The 15,681-nt window shown below is 71.3% G+C and carries 7 protein-coding genes; 3 read left to right on the forward strand and 4 right to left on the reverse strand.

Translation table 11 applies throughout. The features are described from left to right. Nucleotides 1-3 precede the first annotated feature (3 nt). The 4 genes from AAW51_RS13840 to AAW51_RS13855 are packed head-to-tail and all read right to left on the reverse strand — an operon-like array spanning nt 4 to nt 12,880. Complete coding sequence (locus tag AAW51_RS13840; protein ID WP_047195077.1) at nt 4-7,476, reverse strand: non-ribosomal peptide synthetase; 7,473 nt, start codon at nt 7,474-7,476, stop codon at nt 4-6. Then, on the reverse strand, nt 7,473-8,558 hold the full coding sequence (locus tag AAW51_RS13845) for a TauD/TfdA family dioxygenase (protein ID WP_047195078.1): 1,086 nt from the start codon (nt 8,556-8,558) through the stop codon (nt 7,473-7,475). Before AAW51_RS13845 ends, AAW51_RS13840 begins: the two co-directional genes overlap by 4 nt. After that, nucleotides 8,555-11,902 (reverse strand): condensation domain-containing protein, encoded by a 3,348-nt coding sequence (locus AAW51_RS13850; RefSeq protein WP_053013558.1) that lies wholly within the window; start codon nt 11,900-11,902, stop codon nt 8,555-8,557. The genes AAW51_RS13845 and AAW51_RS13850 overlap by 4 nt, the downstream gene beginning before the upstream one ends. Before the next feature lie 3 nt (nt 11,903-11,905). Further along, nucleotides 11,906-12,880 (reverse strand): TauD/TfdA family dioxygenase, encoded by a 975-nt coding sequence (locus AAW51_RS13855; protein ID WP_047195079.1) that lies wholly within the window; start codon nt 12,878-12,880, stop codon nt 11,906-11,908. Between the two features lie 243 nt (nt 12,881-13,123). On the opposite strand from AAW51_RS13855, the gene AAW51_RS13860 reads away from it, so the two are divergent. The 3 genes from AAW51_RS13860 to AAW51_RS13870 are packed head-to-tail and all read left to right on the forward strand — an operon-like array spanning nt 13,124 to nt 15,670. Then, nucleotides 13,124-13,381: an MbtH family protein gene (locus AAW51_RS13860; protein WP_047195080.1), complete on the forward strand. Its 258-nt coding sequence runs from the start codon at nt 13,124-13,126 to the stop codon at nt 13,379-13,381. Next, nucleotides 13,378-14,193 (forward strand): thioesterase II family protein, encoded by an 816-nt coding sequence (locus AAW51_RS13865; protein WP_047195081.1) that lies wholly within the window; start codon nt 13,378-13,380, stop codon nt 14,191-14,193. Before AAW51_RS13860 ends, AAW51_RS13865 begins: the two co-directional genes overlap by 4 nt. A gap of 16 nt (nt 14,194-14,209) precedes the next feature. Beyond that, nucleotides 14,210-15,670 carry a diaminobutyrate--2-oxoglutarate transaminase gene (locus AAW51_RS13870; protein WP_053014021.1) on the forward strand — a complete coding sequence of 487 codons (1,461 nt, stop codon included), beginning with the start codon at nt 14,210-14,212 and terminating at the stop codon, nt 15,668-15,670. Nucleotides 15,671-15,681 lie beyond the last annotated feature (11 nt).

Genomic DNA, 15,681 nt, shown 5'->3' on the forward strand with positions numbered 1-15,681 from the left:
GGATCACTCCATTCCGGCAAGCAATTGGTCGAACGAGGCCGCGTCGAGCGCCGCTTCGGGGAAGTCCTGCGGCGTCAGCAGCTGGGCTGCGTCGCCATTGGCGAGCTGCAGCAGCGTCGCGAGCGAGGTGACGAAGCGCGCCGCCAGGGACTCGACGGTGGCGCGGGCGTAACGCTCGCGGCTGTACCCCCAGTCGAGCTGCAACTGCCCGCCGAGCACGTAAGCATTGAGATCGAACTCGTGGCGGCGGGCGGTGTGGCCGTCATAGAGCCGGCCGCTGCGGGCGTCGAGCTTCGCGAACCAGCGACGGTCGGCGCTGGCGTCGAGCTGGCCCAGGTAGTTGAAAGCGACCTGGGTGTTCGCCGCCGGCAACACCCGTTGCAGGTAGCGCAGCGCGCCGTAGCCGATGCCGCCGTTGGGCACCGAGCGCAGCGCCTGCTTGACCTGCTTGAGCTGGTCGACCGGCGCCGACGTCAGGTCGGGCGCCAGGCGCAGCGGATAGGCGGCGGTGAACCAGCCGACGGTGCGGCCGAGGTCGAGGTCGTCGGGCCGGCCGTGGCTTTCCTGCTCGACCAGCAGCGCCTCGCGCTGGCTCCACGGCAGCAGCACCTGGGCCAGCGCGGTCAACAGGAAGTCGTCGGGCGTGGCGCGCTGCTGGCCGCACTGCAGCAAGCGTTCGGTCGCTTGGCGGTCGAGCGTCACGTGGACGATCTCGATGTCGCGCTCGAGCCGGCTGCCGCCCGGGCGTTCGACCGGCAGCGCCGGCGCCTGTTGCGCCTGCCAGAACGGCCGCTCGGTATCGAACTCACCGCGTTCGGCGCGTTGCAGCAGCGAGCGGGCCCAGTCCTGGTACGAGGCGGTGCGGGCGGGCAGCACCACACCTTGCGGGCCGGGCTGCAAGGCGGTGGCGAGGTCGTCCAGCAGGATGCGCCACGACACACCGTCGACCACCAGATGGTGCACGGCGATCAGCAACCGCTGCTCGCCACCGGGCAGGTCGAATAGCGCCGCGCGCAGCAACGGGCCGTGTTCGAGGTCGAGGCTGGCTTGCACCGCGTCGCAATGGGCATCGAGTTCGTCGGTGTGGTCGAGCTGGCGGGCGATCAGCACCGCGCCGGCGGGTCCGCTCGCGTAGTGCTGCACCCAGCCCTGCTCTTCGAGCCGGAAGCGCAGCCGCAGCCCGTCGTGGTGGGCGACCAGCGCTTGCAGGGCGGTGTCGACCTGCCCTGCGGTCAGCCGCGCGGCGGGAGTCAGCAGCACCGATTGGTTCCAGTGGTGCGGGTTGGGCGCGCACAACTCGAAGAAGCTGTGCTGGATCGGCGTCAACGGCACATCGCCTTCGGGGGCCGAGCGGGCCATCGCCGGGGCGGCGTGCTCTGCCACCGCGGCGAGCGCCTCGACCGTCTGGTGCTGGAACACCGCGCGTGCGCTGATCTGCAGCCCGGCTTCGCGGGCCTTGCTGACGAGCTGGATGCTCAAAATCGAGTCGCCGCCCAGCGCGAAGAAGTTGTCGCGCAGGCCGACCGACGGCAGCCCCAGCACCTCGGCCCAGACCCGCGCCAAAGTGCGCTCGGTGTCGTTGCGTGGTGCCAGGTCGGGCTGGCTGGCTTGCGAGAAGTCGGGGGCCGGCAAGCGGGCCCGGTCGAGTTTGCCGTTGGCGTTCAGCGGCAGCGCGGGCAGCCGCACGATCGCGGCCGGCACCATGTACTCGGGCAGCTGCGCGGCGAGGACGCTGCGCAAGGGGTCGTCGCCGCCTTGCGCCGTGCCGTCCCGCGTGTCGACGGCGACATAGGCCACCAGGCGCGGCGGCGTGCCGGCCAGCAGCACGGCCGCGGCGCGCACCTCGTCGTGCTGCAACAGCCGGGCCTCGATCTCGGCCGGTTCGACGCGGTGGCCGCGGATCTTGAGCTGGTGGTCGCGCCGCCCGACGAAGCTGAGGACGGCATCCGGCGCCTGGCGGGCCAGATCGCCACTGCGGTAGAGGCGGCTGCCGGGCGGGCCGTAGGGGTCGGGCACGAACCGCTCGGCCGTCAGCGCGGGCGCGCCGAGGTAGCCGCGGCCCACACCGGCGCCGGCGATGGCCAGCTCGCCGATGACACCGGGCGGCTGCAGCTGCAGCGCATCGTTGACCACGTGCAGCCGCAGGTTGCCGGTGGGGGTGCCGATCGGCAGGTGGGCGAGCGAGGTGTCGGGGGGGCCGTCGAGGCGCCACAGCGCCACGTCGTCGGCGCATTCGGCGGGCCCGTAAGCGTTGATCAGCGGCACGCCGGGGTAATGACGGAACCACTGCCGTGCGACCTCGGGCGGCAGCGCTTCGCCGGTGGGCAGCAGACAGCGCAGCGTCGGCAGCTGGGCCGGCGACGACGGGTCGTCCAGCATGCCGCGCATCAGCGACGGCACGCTCTCGAGCACGGTCAGGCCTTCGGCATTGACGTGCCGCAGCAGCGCGGCGCCGTCGCGGGTGCAGCTGTCGGGCACGATGTGGACGCTGGCGCCGCACAACAGGGCCGTCAGGAACTGCCAGACCGAGATGTCGAAACACGGCGAGGCGGTCTGTGCGATGCGGTCGGACGGCCCCAGGTCGAGCTGCTCGATCTTGCCGAGCAGGTGGTTGAGCATCGGGCCGGCGGGCACCATCGCAGCCTTGGGCGTGCCGGTGGAGCCGGACGTGAAGATCAGGTAGGCCAGCTGCTGCGGATGGGCCGGCCAGAGCCTCGGCGCACCCTCCCCCACAGCCTGGGGCGACACCCATTGCGGCGGCCGGGCCAGCGCGGTGCGCAAGCGCGGCGCCACGTCGCAGACTTCGGCCGCCACCAGGACCGGTGGCGCCGCGAGCGACAGCATCTGCACCAAGCGGGCCTGCGGCAGTGTCATGTCGAGCGGCAACCAGGGCGCACCGGCGAACTGCGTGGCGACGATGGCCACCAGGTAGTCGACCGAGCGCGGCAGCAGGATGGCGACCGGCCGCTCCGGCCCGGCGCCGGCCTGTTGCAAGGCCGTCGCAAGGCCACGGGCACGTTGCGCCAGCTCCGCATAACGCAACGACGTGTGGCCGTCGCAGACGGCCAGCTCGCCGGCCCGTGCGCGTGCAGTGCTGTCGAACAGCGCGGCAAAGCCCTCGCCGATCGGCCAGTCTCGCGTCGGGCGCGGTGTCAACAAGGCCTGGGCCGCCGCATCGAGCAGCGGCAGATCGGCCAGCGGTCGTTGCGGCTCGGCGAGTGCGGCATCGAGCAGCTGCTGGTAGTGCTGCGCGAGACGCTGGATGGTCGATCGGTCGAACAGGTCGGTGCTGTATTCGAAGCAGCACTCGATGGTGTCGCCGGTGTCCCGGCAATTGAGGGACAGGTCGAACTTGCTGGTCGGCAGGTCGACGGCCTGCAGCTCGACCTGCAACCCGGGCAGCCGGGCCAGCGCGCTGTAGCGCTCGGTCTGCAGATCGAACATGGCCTGGAACAAGGGCGTGTGGCCGAGGTCGCGCTCCGGTGCCAGGGCCTCGACCAGGCGTTCGAAGGGCAGCTGCTGGTGCTGTTCGGCGTCGAGCACTCGCTCGCGGGTGGCGTCGAGCAGCGCGTCGAAAGGGGTCAGCGGCGTGAATCGATGGCGCAGCACGACGGTGTTGACGAACAGGCCCACCAGCGGCTCGAGCTCGAGCCGGCCCCGGCCGGCCACCGGTGTGCCGATGCGGATGTCGTCTTGCCCGGCGTGGCGGGCCAGCAAACCGGCATAGGCCGCCTCGAGCAACATGAACAGGCTGGCCTGGCGCTGCTGGGCATGGGCTTTGGCGCGGGCCGCCAGGGAGCCGGGCAGCGCGATGGTCACCCGGTCGCCGCGGCCGGACAGCACCTGGGGCCGGGGCCGATCGGTCGGCAAGGCCAGCAGCGGCGCCTCGTCGCCCAGCACGTCGCGCCAGTGCGCGAGTTCGCGCGACAGCGCGGCCTCGGTCAGCTGGCGGCGCTGCCAGGCGGCGTAGTCGGCGTACTGAATCGACAGCGGCGTCGGCGCGGTCGCCCCGGCCTCCAGCCGCGAGCGGTAGAACTCGCACCAGTCCTGCAGCAGGCGCTCGGTCGACCAGCCGTCGGACACGATGTGGTGCATCACCAGCACCAGGTGATGATGCTCGGGCGCCAGCGTGATCAGCACGGCACGCAGCAACGGGCCTTGTGCCAGCGAGAACGGCCGCTGTGCGACGGCCTGGGCCCGCAGTGCGGCTTCGGCAGGCACGTCATCACCGAGGCCGCTGAGGTCGATCCGCTCGAGCGACGCGCGCGCTATCGGCTCCACCACCAGCCGGGGGCGCCCCGCGGTGTCGGTCGGCATGCGGCTGCGCAGGACCTCGTGGCGAGTTTGCAAGGCGGCAAAGGCGGACGCCCACGCCTCGACGTCGAGCCGCCCGGCCATCTTGAGCACGCCGGCGATGTGGTACGACACGTCGTCCGGGTCGAGCTGGGCCAAAAACCACAGGCGCTGCTGCGCATAGGACAAGGGCAGCGCGTCGCGCTCGGCGAGCGGCTCGATCGGCGCCAGACCGGGCGCCGCCGGCTGCCCGCGCTGGCGTTTCACGGCCAGCGCGAGGCCTGCGACGGTGGGCGCGGCGAACAGCTCGCGCACCGGCAACTCGACATCGAAGCGGCGGCGCAAGCGCGTGACGACCTGGGTGGCGACCAACGAATGGCCGCCCAGCTCGAAGAAGTTGTCGTGCACGCCGACGGGCTCCAGCTCCAGCAGCTCGGACCACACCGCGGCAATCTGCTGCTCGATGTCGTCGCGGGGCGCGACGTAGGCGGCGCGTGAGGCCCGCTCGGGCGCCGGTAAGGCCTTGCGGTCGAGCTTGCCGTTCGGGGTCATCGGGAAAGCATCGACGAACACATAGGCCGACGGCAGCAAATGCTCGGGCAAGGACCGCAGCAAATGCGTGCGCAAGGTCTCGGCGGCGGGCGCCGGCGGGCGGGCGATCACATAGGCGACCACACGCCGGTCGCCGGGCTGGTCCTCGCGCACGACCGCAACCGCTTCGCGCACCGCGGCGTGTTCGGCCAGGCGTGCCTCGATCTCGCCCAGCTCGATGCGAAAGCCGCGGATCTTGACCTGCTGGTCGGTGCGCCCGAGGAACTCGGCCTGGCCGGCCGCGTTCAGGCGCACCCGGTCGCCGGTGCGGTACAGGCGCTGACCGGCGGCGGTCGGGTGCGGCACGAAGCGGTCGGCGGTCAGGTCGGGCCGCCCGAGGTAGCCGCGCGCGAGTGCCGGCCCGCCCAGGTACAACTCGCCCTGCACGCCGGGGGGCAGCGGCTGCAGCGCGGTGTCGAGCACCCAGGCTTCGATGAAGGGGATGGGCCGGCCGATCGGCACCGGGTCCTCGCCTGGCCGGGTCGCGTGCGCAAGGCTCCACACGCTGGCCTCGGTCGGCCCGTATTCGTTGTACAGCGCGGCCTGGGGCAACACGCGGTGGTGGGCCTCGACCAGCGTCGCGCTGCAGGCCTCGCCAGCGACGATGACGTCGGTCAGCGTTGCAAGCCGGGCCGGCTCGGCGTCGAGCAGTTGGGCGTGCAGCGACGGCAGCGCCAGCAGGTGTGAGGCGCGGTGGTGCTCGACCAGCCTGGCCAGGGCCGCGACGTCGCGGTGGGCATCGTCTTCGGGCAGCACCAGCAGGCCGCCTTGCGTCAGCGTCCAGAAAATGCCGGCGACCGAACTGTCGAAGGCGACCGACGACAGCATCAGATAGGCCGACACCGGCCGCTCGTACCAGCGGTGGCGTGCCAGCGTCGAATGACAGGCGTTGCGGTGTGTGATGGCCACGCCCTTGGGTCGGCCGGTGGAGCCGGAGGTGTAGATCACATAGGCGAGTTGGTCGGGGTGCGGCGGGCGCGGCGGCACGTTGGGCAAGGCGGCCGGTGCCGGTGCGCCGATGAGCACCACGGGCAGACCAGCGGCCGCGATCGCCGCACTGCGGGCATCGGCCACCAGGCAACAGGCGCCGCTGTCGTGCTGCATGTAGTCGAGGCGCTCGGGCGGATAGCCAGGGTCGAGCGGCAGGTAGGCGGCGCCGGACTTGAGCACCGCGAGCAAGGCCACCACCAGGTCGACCGAGCGAGGCAGGCAGACGGCGACGATACGGTCGGGCGCGGCGCCGGCGGCGACCAGGCGCGCGGCCAGCACATCCGCGCGACGCACCAGGGTGTCGTAGTCGAGCCGCCCATCTGCGCAGGCCACCGCGGGGCGGTCAGGCCCCAGCCGGGCCTGCCGCTCGATCAGCATGTGCAACAGGGGCACGCTGTCGAGACGGCCCGGCTCCCCTGGCACGACCATCGGCCCAGTGTGCGGCGAGCCGAGGAAGACCTCGCCGAGCGGCTGCGACGTGGGCGGCAAGGCGGCGAGCAACGCCGACAGCTGCGCCACCAGAGCCTGGGCGGCCTCGGCGTCGAAGCGACCGGCGTCGTAGCTCAATCCCAGCTGCAAGCCGCCACCGTCGGCGAGCGGCTGCACGTCGAGGCGCAGCCGGAAAGCGGCTTCGACCGCGAGCAGTTGCGCGGGCTCGGGCGCGGCGGCGCGGCGGTACTGCAGCGCCATCTCGAGGTCGACAGCCCCCAGGCCTTCCGCCTGCGAGATGGCGTCGGCGCGCACGGCTGCGACCGTTTCGCACCACTGCTGCCAGGTCTGTGCGGCGTCGTAGCCGAGCACCAGCGGCAGCACGCGCGCATAAGGGCCGCACGCGTCGGCCACTTCGTCGCTGCGGCCCGCATCCACCACGCCCAGGGTCAGCCCGGGCTGGTCGAGGTGGCGCGCCAGCAGCAGCGCCCAGGCGGCGAACACGGCGGGCTCGGACGTGTCGGGCGGCGCTGCGAACGCCAGTGTGCGCGGCGAAAACGCGCCGGCCACCGGTCGCTCCAGCGGCAGTCGGCCCACCGGCAGAGGGGGCCGCGCACGCCAGTAGGCCACGGCGCCCGGCTCGGCCTCGCCGAGTTCGTGTTGCCATTGCGCATAGTCGGCGTACTGCACCACGTCGGCATCGTTGCGACGGCCGGCCAGTTGATCGTGCAGCTCCTGCGCGATCAGCTGCAAGGTGCGCGCATCGCCGTGCAAGCCGTCCAGCGAGAGCCACACCGAGCAGTCGCTGACCGAGGTCGCCGCCTGACCGCGGCTGGCCTCGTCCCACACCCAGCACGCCGCCAGCGCGGCGCCCGCGGGGTGGGGCCAGGTGTCGAATGTCATCGGCTGTGCCGGGGCACCGGCCTTGCGCTCCTCCCAGTGCAGCGCGGCAAGGTCGTCGACGAACTGCAGCGGCACGCCGGCCACCGGCTCGATCCGGGTGCGCAGTACTTCGTGGCGCGCCGCGATGGCCTGCAAGGCCGCCTTCACGTCACCCGGCGTGGCGCCGTGCGGCATCGCGACCACGCCGCGCACGCCGCACCACGCGGCGTCGCGCCGCCGCCATGCCGAAAGTTGCTGAGCCGAAAGTCGAAAGCCCGCCGTCTGTGTCATGCCTGCTCCGTGAGGTGGTCGGTCCACGCGACGTCGGCGGCACGCATCGGCTCGGCCATCGCGGTGAGGATGCGGCGCGGGCCGCGGAAGGGGTTGCGGCCGTGCAGCGCCAGGAGGTTGTCGAGCATCAGCACGTCGCCGCGCTGCCACGGGAAGCTCGTCATCGACCCGAGGTAGAGGCCGCGCAGCAGCTCGACCACCTCGGGTTCGATCGGCGCGCCGTCGCCGTAGAAGGTGTTCTGCGGCAGGTCTTCGGGGCCGTATTCGGCCATCAAAGTGTCGCGCGCGCTGGCCGGCAAGGTGGTGGCGTGGAAGAAGGTGCCGTGGTTGAACCACACCGCTTCGCCGTTGACCGGGTGGCGCACCAGGGCCGGTCCGACCTGGCGGGTGCGCAGGCGGTCGCCGCTCTTCCATTCCGGCACGATGCCTTGCTGGCGGCAGTAGTCCTCGACGGTGGCGCGGTCGGTGGTCTGGAACACCGTCTGCCACGGCAGCCCGAAGCCGTCGCCGTAGTTGCGCACATAAAGGATGCGCCGGCGCTTGAAGCGCTCGAGGATCTCGGGGGGGATGCGCTGCAGCACGCTGCGCGTGTCGCCGATCGGCGTCTCGCCGCCCTCGCCCGGGGTGATGTCGCAATAGAAAAAAATCTTGCGCGGGAACACCGGCGAATAGGAGTGCTCGTTGTGCGGGAAGATGCTTTCCGCCGCGGGGTAATCGGTGGAGGTGTAGACGTGCCGCTCGGCGTCGACCTGGGTGCGCGGCGAGGCGCGGAACTGGTATTGCAGGGCGCCGTCCGACAGGGCGCCGACGGCCTCGTGGAAGCCCGCCACGCCGTCGACGTCGAAGCCGCGCCACAGCAGCGCGCCGTGGCGCAGCAGCAAGGTTTCGATCTCGGCGCGGCGCTCGCGCGCCCACGCCACCAGGTCGACGCCGGGCAGCACCGGTTCGCACAACAAGGGCATGGTCTGGCCCTCGCGCAGCGGCGCCATGTGCACCAGGTCCTGGGTGCCGTGCGCGACGGCCTGCCGGCGCACGCCGCCCAGCCCGGGGCGGCGTGCCGGCGCAGAAGAGGGGTCGCTCATCGGGTGGGCTCCGTGGTGCTGTGAACAGGGGATGCGGCGCGGCGCACCAGCGCGCGGCGGGCGGGTGACGGCAGTTCGGCCTTGGCCACCCAGGCTTCGAGCCGGGCGATGAAGCGGGCCGCGAAGCGGGCCACGGTGTCGCTCCGGTAGAGGTCGGCGGCGTATTCGATGCGCACGGCCACACCCTCGGGGCCGCGGGACAGGTCGAACAGCAGGTCGAGTTCGGCGCTTTCACGCGGGATGTCGAACGGCTGCATCGAGAGGCCGGGGGCGAGCGAGTGCGTCGACGGGGCGTCCTGGAACACGAACTTGGTCTGGAACACCGGTGCATGGGCCAGCGTGCGCGGCGGACGCAGCGCTTCGACCAGCTGGTCGAACGGCAGGTCCTGCAGGGTGTAGGCGGCGAGCAGCGTGTCGCGCACCTGCACCAGCCAGGCGGTGGCGCCGGCCGCCGACGGCACGCGACAGCGCACCGGCAGCTGGTTGACGAAAAAGCCGACGATGCTCTCGGTGCCGGGTTCGTGCCGGTTGGCGATGTCGGTGCCGATCACCAGATCGGTCTGGCCGCTCGCCTCGGCGAGGGTGGCGGCATAGGCGGCAAACAGCGCCATGAACAGCGTGGCCCGTTCTGCCCTCGCCCACTTGTCAAGCGCTTCCACCAGCGCCGGCGAGAGCTGCCGATGCAAACTGGCGCCGGCGTGCGTTTGCGCCGGCGGGCGTGGCAGGTCGGGCGGCAAGGTGGTGAGCACCGGTGCATCGAGCAGCTGCGCCCGCCAGGCTTCGACCAGCGCGGGCAGGCGCGGCGCCAGCTCGGCCTGTTGCCAGAGCGTGAAGTCGGCGTATTGCAGCGGCACCGGCGCCAGTTCGGCGCCGGCGTAGTGCAGCGCGAGATCGGCCAGCAGCGGCTTGAGCGCGGCGCCGTCGACGGCGATGTGGTGCATCACGAGCACGAGCCGCGGACGTGCGCTGGCGGCGTCCAGCAGCAGTGCGCGCAGCAGCGGGCCGCGTGTGAGGTCGAACGGCACGGCCAGCAGCTGGCGCACGAGGCGCCGCTCGACCTGCTCGTCCTCGGCGTCGCGCTGCATCAGGGGCACGGCCATGTCGGGCAGTACCTGCTGGCACGGATCGGCGGCGGCCTCGACGAACACCGTGCGCAGCACTTCGTGGCGTTGCACCAGGGCGTCGAGCGCCGCTTGCCATCGGGCCGGGTCGACCGGGCCCGAGAAGGCCAGGCCGATGGCCACGTGATAGAAGGCGCTGGTCGGCTCGAGCGACTGCAGGAACCACAGACGGCGCTGGGCATAGGACAGCGGCAGCAGCGTGGTGTCGGCGGTGCTGCGCACGCGGGGCTGCAGGCCTGCGCGCACCGGGACCCGCGGCGCTTCGTCGATGCGCCGCGCCAGCTCGGCCAGGTTGGCCGCCGTGAAGCAGGCGGCCAGCGGCAGGGCCACGCCGAAGTCGGTTTGCACCCGCGCGGCCAGCTGCGTCATCAGCAGCGACTGACCGCCGAGGGCGAAGAAGTTGTCGTGCGCGCCGACCTGGTCGAGATCGAGCAGTTCGGCCCACAGCGTGGCGAGCTGGCGTTCGGTGTCGGTGGACAGCACGGCGGCCGAACTGGGGGCCGCGGCAGGTCCGTCGGCCCGGTAGAGGGCGAGGGTTTGCAAGCTGCCGTCGCGCCAGCCGTCACGGCAGGCCGAACGTCGCAGCTTGCCGCTCGAGGTTTTCGGCAAGGTGCCGGGCTTCAGCAAGGCGATCGCGCCGGCCGGCTCGCCGAAGGCCTCGGCCACCGCTTGCCGGATCGCCTCGATCACCTCGGCATGGCGGGCCTCGCCGGTCTTGACGCGGGCCACCTCGGCCGCCACGCCGATGGTCTCTGCGTCGTTCACCTCGGCGGCGAACACCGCCACGCGGCCAGGTCGCACGCCAGGGACTCGCAATTCGATCTCGAGTTCGATGTCCTGCGGGTAGTGGTTGCGCCCCCGCAGGATCACCAGGTCCTTCAGCCGGCTGCTGATGTAGAGCTGCCCGGCGTGGATGAAGCCGAGATCGCCGGTGCGCAAACAGGGGCCGTGACCCTCGGCGTCAGTGGCCGCAAAGCTGGCAGCCGTGGCGGCGCCATGCCCCCAGTAGCCGCCCGCCACGGTCGGCCCCTGGACCCAGATCTCGCCGACCTGCCCCTCCGGCAACACCGCGCCGGTGTCGGGTGCGACGATGCGCACCTGAGTGCCGCCGGCGGGCGCCCCGCAGGCGACCAATGAGGTGCCTTGCGGCGCCGGTTCGGCGCGGCCGAGCGCGAGGGCTGCGGTGTCGAACATATCGGCCACCTGGTCTTGCCCGCCCGCGGCCGAGACGAACAGCGTGGCCTCGGCCAGCCCATAGCTGGGGCGGAATGCGCGGCCCCGAAAGCCGAGCGGCGTGGCGAGCTGGCAGAACGCTTCGAAGGTGCTCTGGCGCACCGGCTCGGCGCCGCAGTAGGCGACCTCCCAGCACGACAGGTCGAGGCCGGCGACGCTGGCCGGGCGAACCCGGTCGGCGCACAAACGGTAAGCGAAGTCGGGCCCGCCGGACAGGCGGATGCGATGCCGCGACACTGCCTCCAGCCAACGTCTCGGCCGCTCGATGAAGCGCTTGGGCGACATCAGGAACAGCGTGCTGCCCTGCAACAGCGGCTGCAGCAGCCCGAAGATCAGGCCCATGTCGTGGAACAGCGGCAACCAGCTGAAGTGCCGGTCGCCGGGTTGCTCGTCCATGCCCTGCGAGAGGGCGTGGTGGTTCGCGAGCAGGTGCTCATGACGCACCATCACGCCCTTGGGTGTGGCCGTCGACCCGGAGGTGTATTGCAGAAACGCCAGTTCGTCGGACCGGGCCGTGCGCTCGCGCCACGCACCTGGGGCACCCTCGCACTGCGGCGTCACCAGCACGCGCATGCCGGGGCGCTGAAGTTGGTGCTGCACCACCGCTTCGAGGCCCGCGGCATCGGTCAGTGCCAGCGCCGGGCGGGCGTCCTCTGCGACGTTGAACAAGCGCTTCACCGCCTGTGGCTGCCCGGTTTCCGGCGGGTAGAGCGGCACGGCCACCACGCCGGCATACAGACACGCAAAGAAGGCGATCACGTAGTCGGGGCCGGTCGGGAACAACAGCAGGGCCCGCTCGCCGGGAGCGGCGGCCTCCTGCAACACTGCGGCCAGGGCCTGCGCGCGCTGGTCAAGCTGGCCGTAGCTGAGGCGTTCGGTGACGTTGTCGCCGTCGCCAAGGAACTCGATGGCGCTCCGTTCGGGGTGCAGCAAGGCCCGCAGCCGCAGCGCGGTGACCAGATCGGCCGGCGTCGGATGAAGATCGAACATCAATCAGGATTCCTGGTGAGCCTCGGCCATCGCGACGACCACGCGCCGCGGGCCGGTGTAGGGACGGCGGCCGTGTGCCGCCAGCATGTTGTCGAGCATCAGCACGTCGCCCTGCTGCCAGGGGAAGGCCACGGAGCAGTCGTCGAGCACCGCCCGCACCTCGTCGAGCGCAGCTTCTTCGAGGGGGCTGCCGTCGCCGTAATAGACGTTGCGCGGCAGGTCGAGGGGGTCGTCGACCACGTCGAGCAGCGCCTCGCGCACCGCGGGCTCGAGGCTGGAGACGTGGAACAGATGGGCCTGGTTGAACCACACGGCGGCGCCGGTCACCGGGTGGCGAGCCACGGCCTGGCACACCTGGCGCGTGCGCAGCTCACCATCGGGCTTCCACTCGAACTCGATCTGCTGGGCCGCGCAATAGCGCTCGACCACGGCGGGGTCGTCGGTGTTGAAGGCGCGCTGCCACGGCAGGTCGAGCCCCTGGCCGTAGTTGCGCACGTACATCAGCCGCTTGCGTTCGAAGCGCTCGACCAGGCGCGGGTCGAGGCGGCGCAGGATCAGACGGCTGTCGGCGATCGGCGTTTCGCCGCCGGTCAGCGACGGCTGGACGCAGTGGAACCAGATCTTCATCGGCCACTGCAGCGTGTACGACTGCTCGTTGTGCAGCGGGATGGATTGGTGGGCCGGGTATTCCGTCGAGGTGTAGACGCCCTGCTCCACCGATGACCTGGGCGTCGAGGCGAACTCATAGGTCAGCAGCGGATGCCCGAACGAGCGCGCGAAGCTCTGAAAGGCAGACGGGGACGCGAGTTCGAGGCCGCGAAACAACAAGGCGCCGACATCGTGCAGCTGCTCTGCGACGAGCGCTTGCACCGCCTGCCACGCCGGCGCGCCGGGTGCAGGGGGCGGCACGAGCACGACGGGCGGCCATGACGCGCCGGAGGCTGCGCTTCGGGGTGAGCTCGAAGGCAATGCTTGCAGTGGGGCGCCCAGCCTGTCGGACTCCCCGGAAATGTGCGCGACGATGATCGATCTCCCTGGTCGTGATGCCCATGGCGCGGCTGTGGTGCCTCGCCCCGTTTCATCGCATGTACATATTTGTAAATGCGAATTGTTCTTGTTTAGATTAGCATAAGATCGATCAAAGACAACACTTGTCCCGCCTGGCAGACCAGGCAGTTCCCCCTCTACCTCCCCTCCCCTCTGTCAAGAAAGGACCCATACATGAGCTGGGACAGCCCCGAGACCCGTTTCCACGTGGTCAGGAACGACGAAGAGCAGTACTCGATCTGGCCCGACTACAAGCCCTTGCCGGCAGGCTGGCACACCGTCGGCAAGCACGGCGACAAACAGGAGTGCCTGGCCTATATCCAGGAGGTCTGGACCGACATGCGGCCCTTGAGCCTGCGTCGCGCGATGGACGAGGCCGAGCCGGTGCAGGCGGCCAGATCGGACAGCTCCGTCGGCTCCACCGCCGCATGAGCTCTCCTTGGTTCGCCCTGCAGCGCGGCCGCGGCGCTTCGCCGCGCCGGCTGTATTGCGTGCCCTATGCCGGCGCCGGCCACACCGTCTACCGGCATTGGCGCGCGCTGTTGAACGACGACATCGAACTGGCGCTGGTCAAGCTGCCAGGCCGGGCCGATCGTTACCGCGACCCTCGCCCTGACCAACTCGTCGACGTGGCGGCCCAACTCGCCGATGCGGTCGCCGAGGCGCAGGCAGCCGCGCCGGCGCAGCCCTATGCACTGTTCGGACACAGCATGGGTGCCCTGATCGCCTTCGAGGCGGCGCGACGGCTGGCGTATGACCATGGCGTGCCGCCGGCCGCCCTGTTCGTGTCGGGCCGCCGTGCGCCTTCGCTGCCGCAGCGGGCCGCGCCGGTAAGTGGCGCGGGCGACGCCGAGCTGCTGCGATACGTGCGGTCGCTCGGCGGTTTTCCAGACGCCTTGCTGGAGCACCCCGAGGTGACCGCGTTTTTCCTCGCGGGCTTGCGTGCGGACTTCGCGTGGTGCGAAACGCACCGGCACGTCGAGGGCCAGCGCCTGCCCTGCCCTTTGACCGTCTACACCGGGGCACAAGACCCCGGCGTGCCGACCGAGGACTGTGCGGCCTGGGCCGCCTGCACCGACGCTGCTTTCGCGTTGCGCTGCTTTCCCGGCGGCCACTTTTTCCTCTTCCAACACGAGGCCCAGGTCCTGGAGGACCTCCAGCGGCGCTGGCCCGCATCGGCCCGCAACGGCGCGCCCGGCGACTTCCCGGCGCCACCGATGGACCTCGTCCACCCGACCTTCTGAAGGGATGCCACGCATCATGGAACACGTTTGGACGGAACCCGAGCCGCTGCTGACGCCACCCGGCGCCACCCCCGCGCTCTCGCTGCAGGCCTTCCGGCGCCAGGGCGCCATCGAGCTACGCGGCAACGCCTACCTGGAACGGCAGGCCGCCCGCGAGTCGAACGCGCGCACCTATCCGCGGCGCATACCACTCGCGCTCCAGCAGGCGCAGGGTGTGTATCTGCGCGACACGCAGGGGCAGGTCTTCATCGACTGCCTCGCCGGCGCCGGCACGTTGGCGCTCGGGCACAACCACCCGGCGACGCTCGAGGCGATACGGCGTGTGCTCGACAGCGGCTTGCCGCTGCACACGCTGGACCTCACCACGCCGGTCAAGGACCGCTTCGTCGAAGAGCTGTTCGATTGTTTGCCCGAGCCCCTGGCGGCACGCGGGCGCATCCAGTTCTGCGGCCCGACCGGTGCCGACGCGATCGAAGCCGCGCTGAAGCTGGTGAAAACGGCGACCGGGCGGCGCGGCGTGTGGGCGTTTTCGGGTGCCTACCACGGCATGACACAAGGCGCGCTCGCGATCACCGGCAACCTGTCGCCCAAGCAGCCCTTCGGCGGGAGCCCCGGTGACGTGCAGTTCCTGCCCTATCCCTATGACTATCGCTGCCCCTTCGGCCTGGGTGGCGAGGCGGGCGTGGACGCCGGGCTGCACTACATCGAGCAACTGCTCGACGACCCGGAGGCCGGCGTGTTGCCGCCCGCCGCCATCGTCGTCGAGGCGGTCCAGGGCGAAGGCGGCGTGATCCCCGCCCCGTGGCGCTGGCTGCAGGGCCTGCGCGAGATCACGCGCCGGCGCGGGGTCGCGCTGATCCTCGACGAGGTACAGAGCGGGTTCGCCCGCACCGGGCGGATGTTCGCGTTCGAGCATGCCGGCATCACGCCGGACGTGCTGGTGCTGTCGAAGGCGATCGGCGGCGGGCTGCCGCTGTCAGTGGTGGTGTACGACGAATCGCTCGACGCCTGGGCCCCCGGTGCGCATGCCGGCACCTTCCGAGGCAACCAGCTGGCGATGGCCGCGGGCACTGCGACGCTGCAGACATTGCGCAGCGAACAACTGGCGTCGCATGCCGGGGCGATGGGCGAGCGCCTGCGCGGCCACTTGCTGCAGCTGCAGCGCGACCATGCTTGCATCGGACAGGTGCGCGGGACCGGCCTGATGCTCGGCATGGAGATCGTCGACCCTGAGCCGCCCGCGACGCGCACCGGCGCCCACCCGCCCGACACCGCGCTGGCGCGGTCGCTGCAGCAGCAGTGTTTGCGGCAGGGGGTGATCCTGGAACTGGGCGGCCGCCATGGCGCCGTGGTGCGCTTGTTGCCGCCGCTGATCATCACCGCCGAGGAAATCGACATCGTGGCGGAGCGTATCGAGCGGGCGTTGCGCGCCGCCCGGCTGGAGCGACAGCGGGCGAAGGCGGCCGCGACGGTGTGAACAGGGGCGGC

Origin of the sequence: Caldimonas brevitalea (assembly GCF_001017435.1) — a bacterium.
GTDB lineage: Bacteria > Pseudomonadota > Gammaproteobacteria > Burkholderiales > Burkholderiaceae_C > Caldimonas > Caldimonas brevitalea.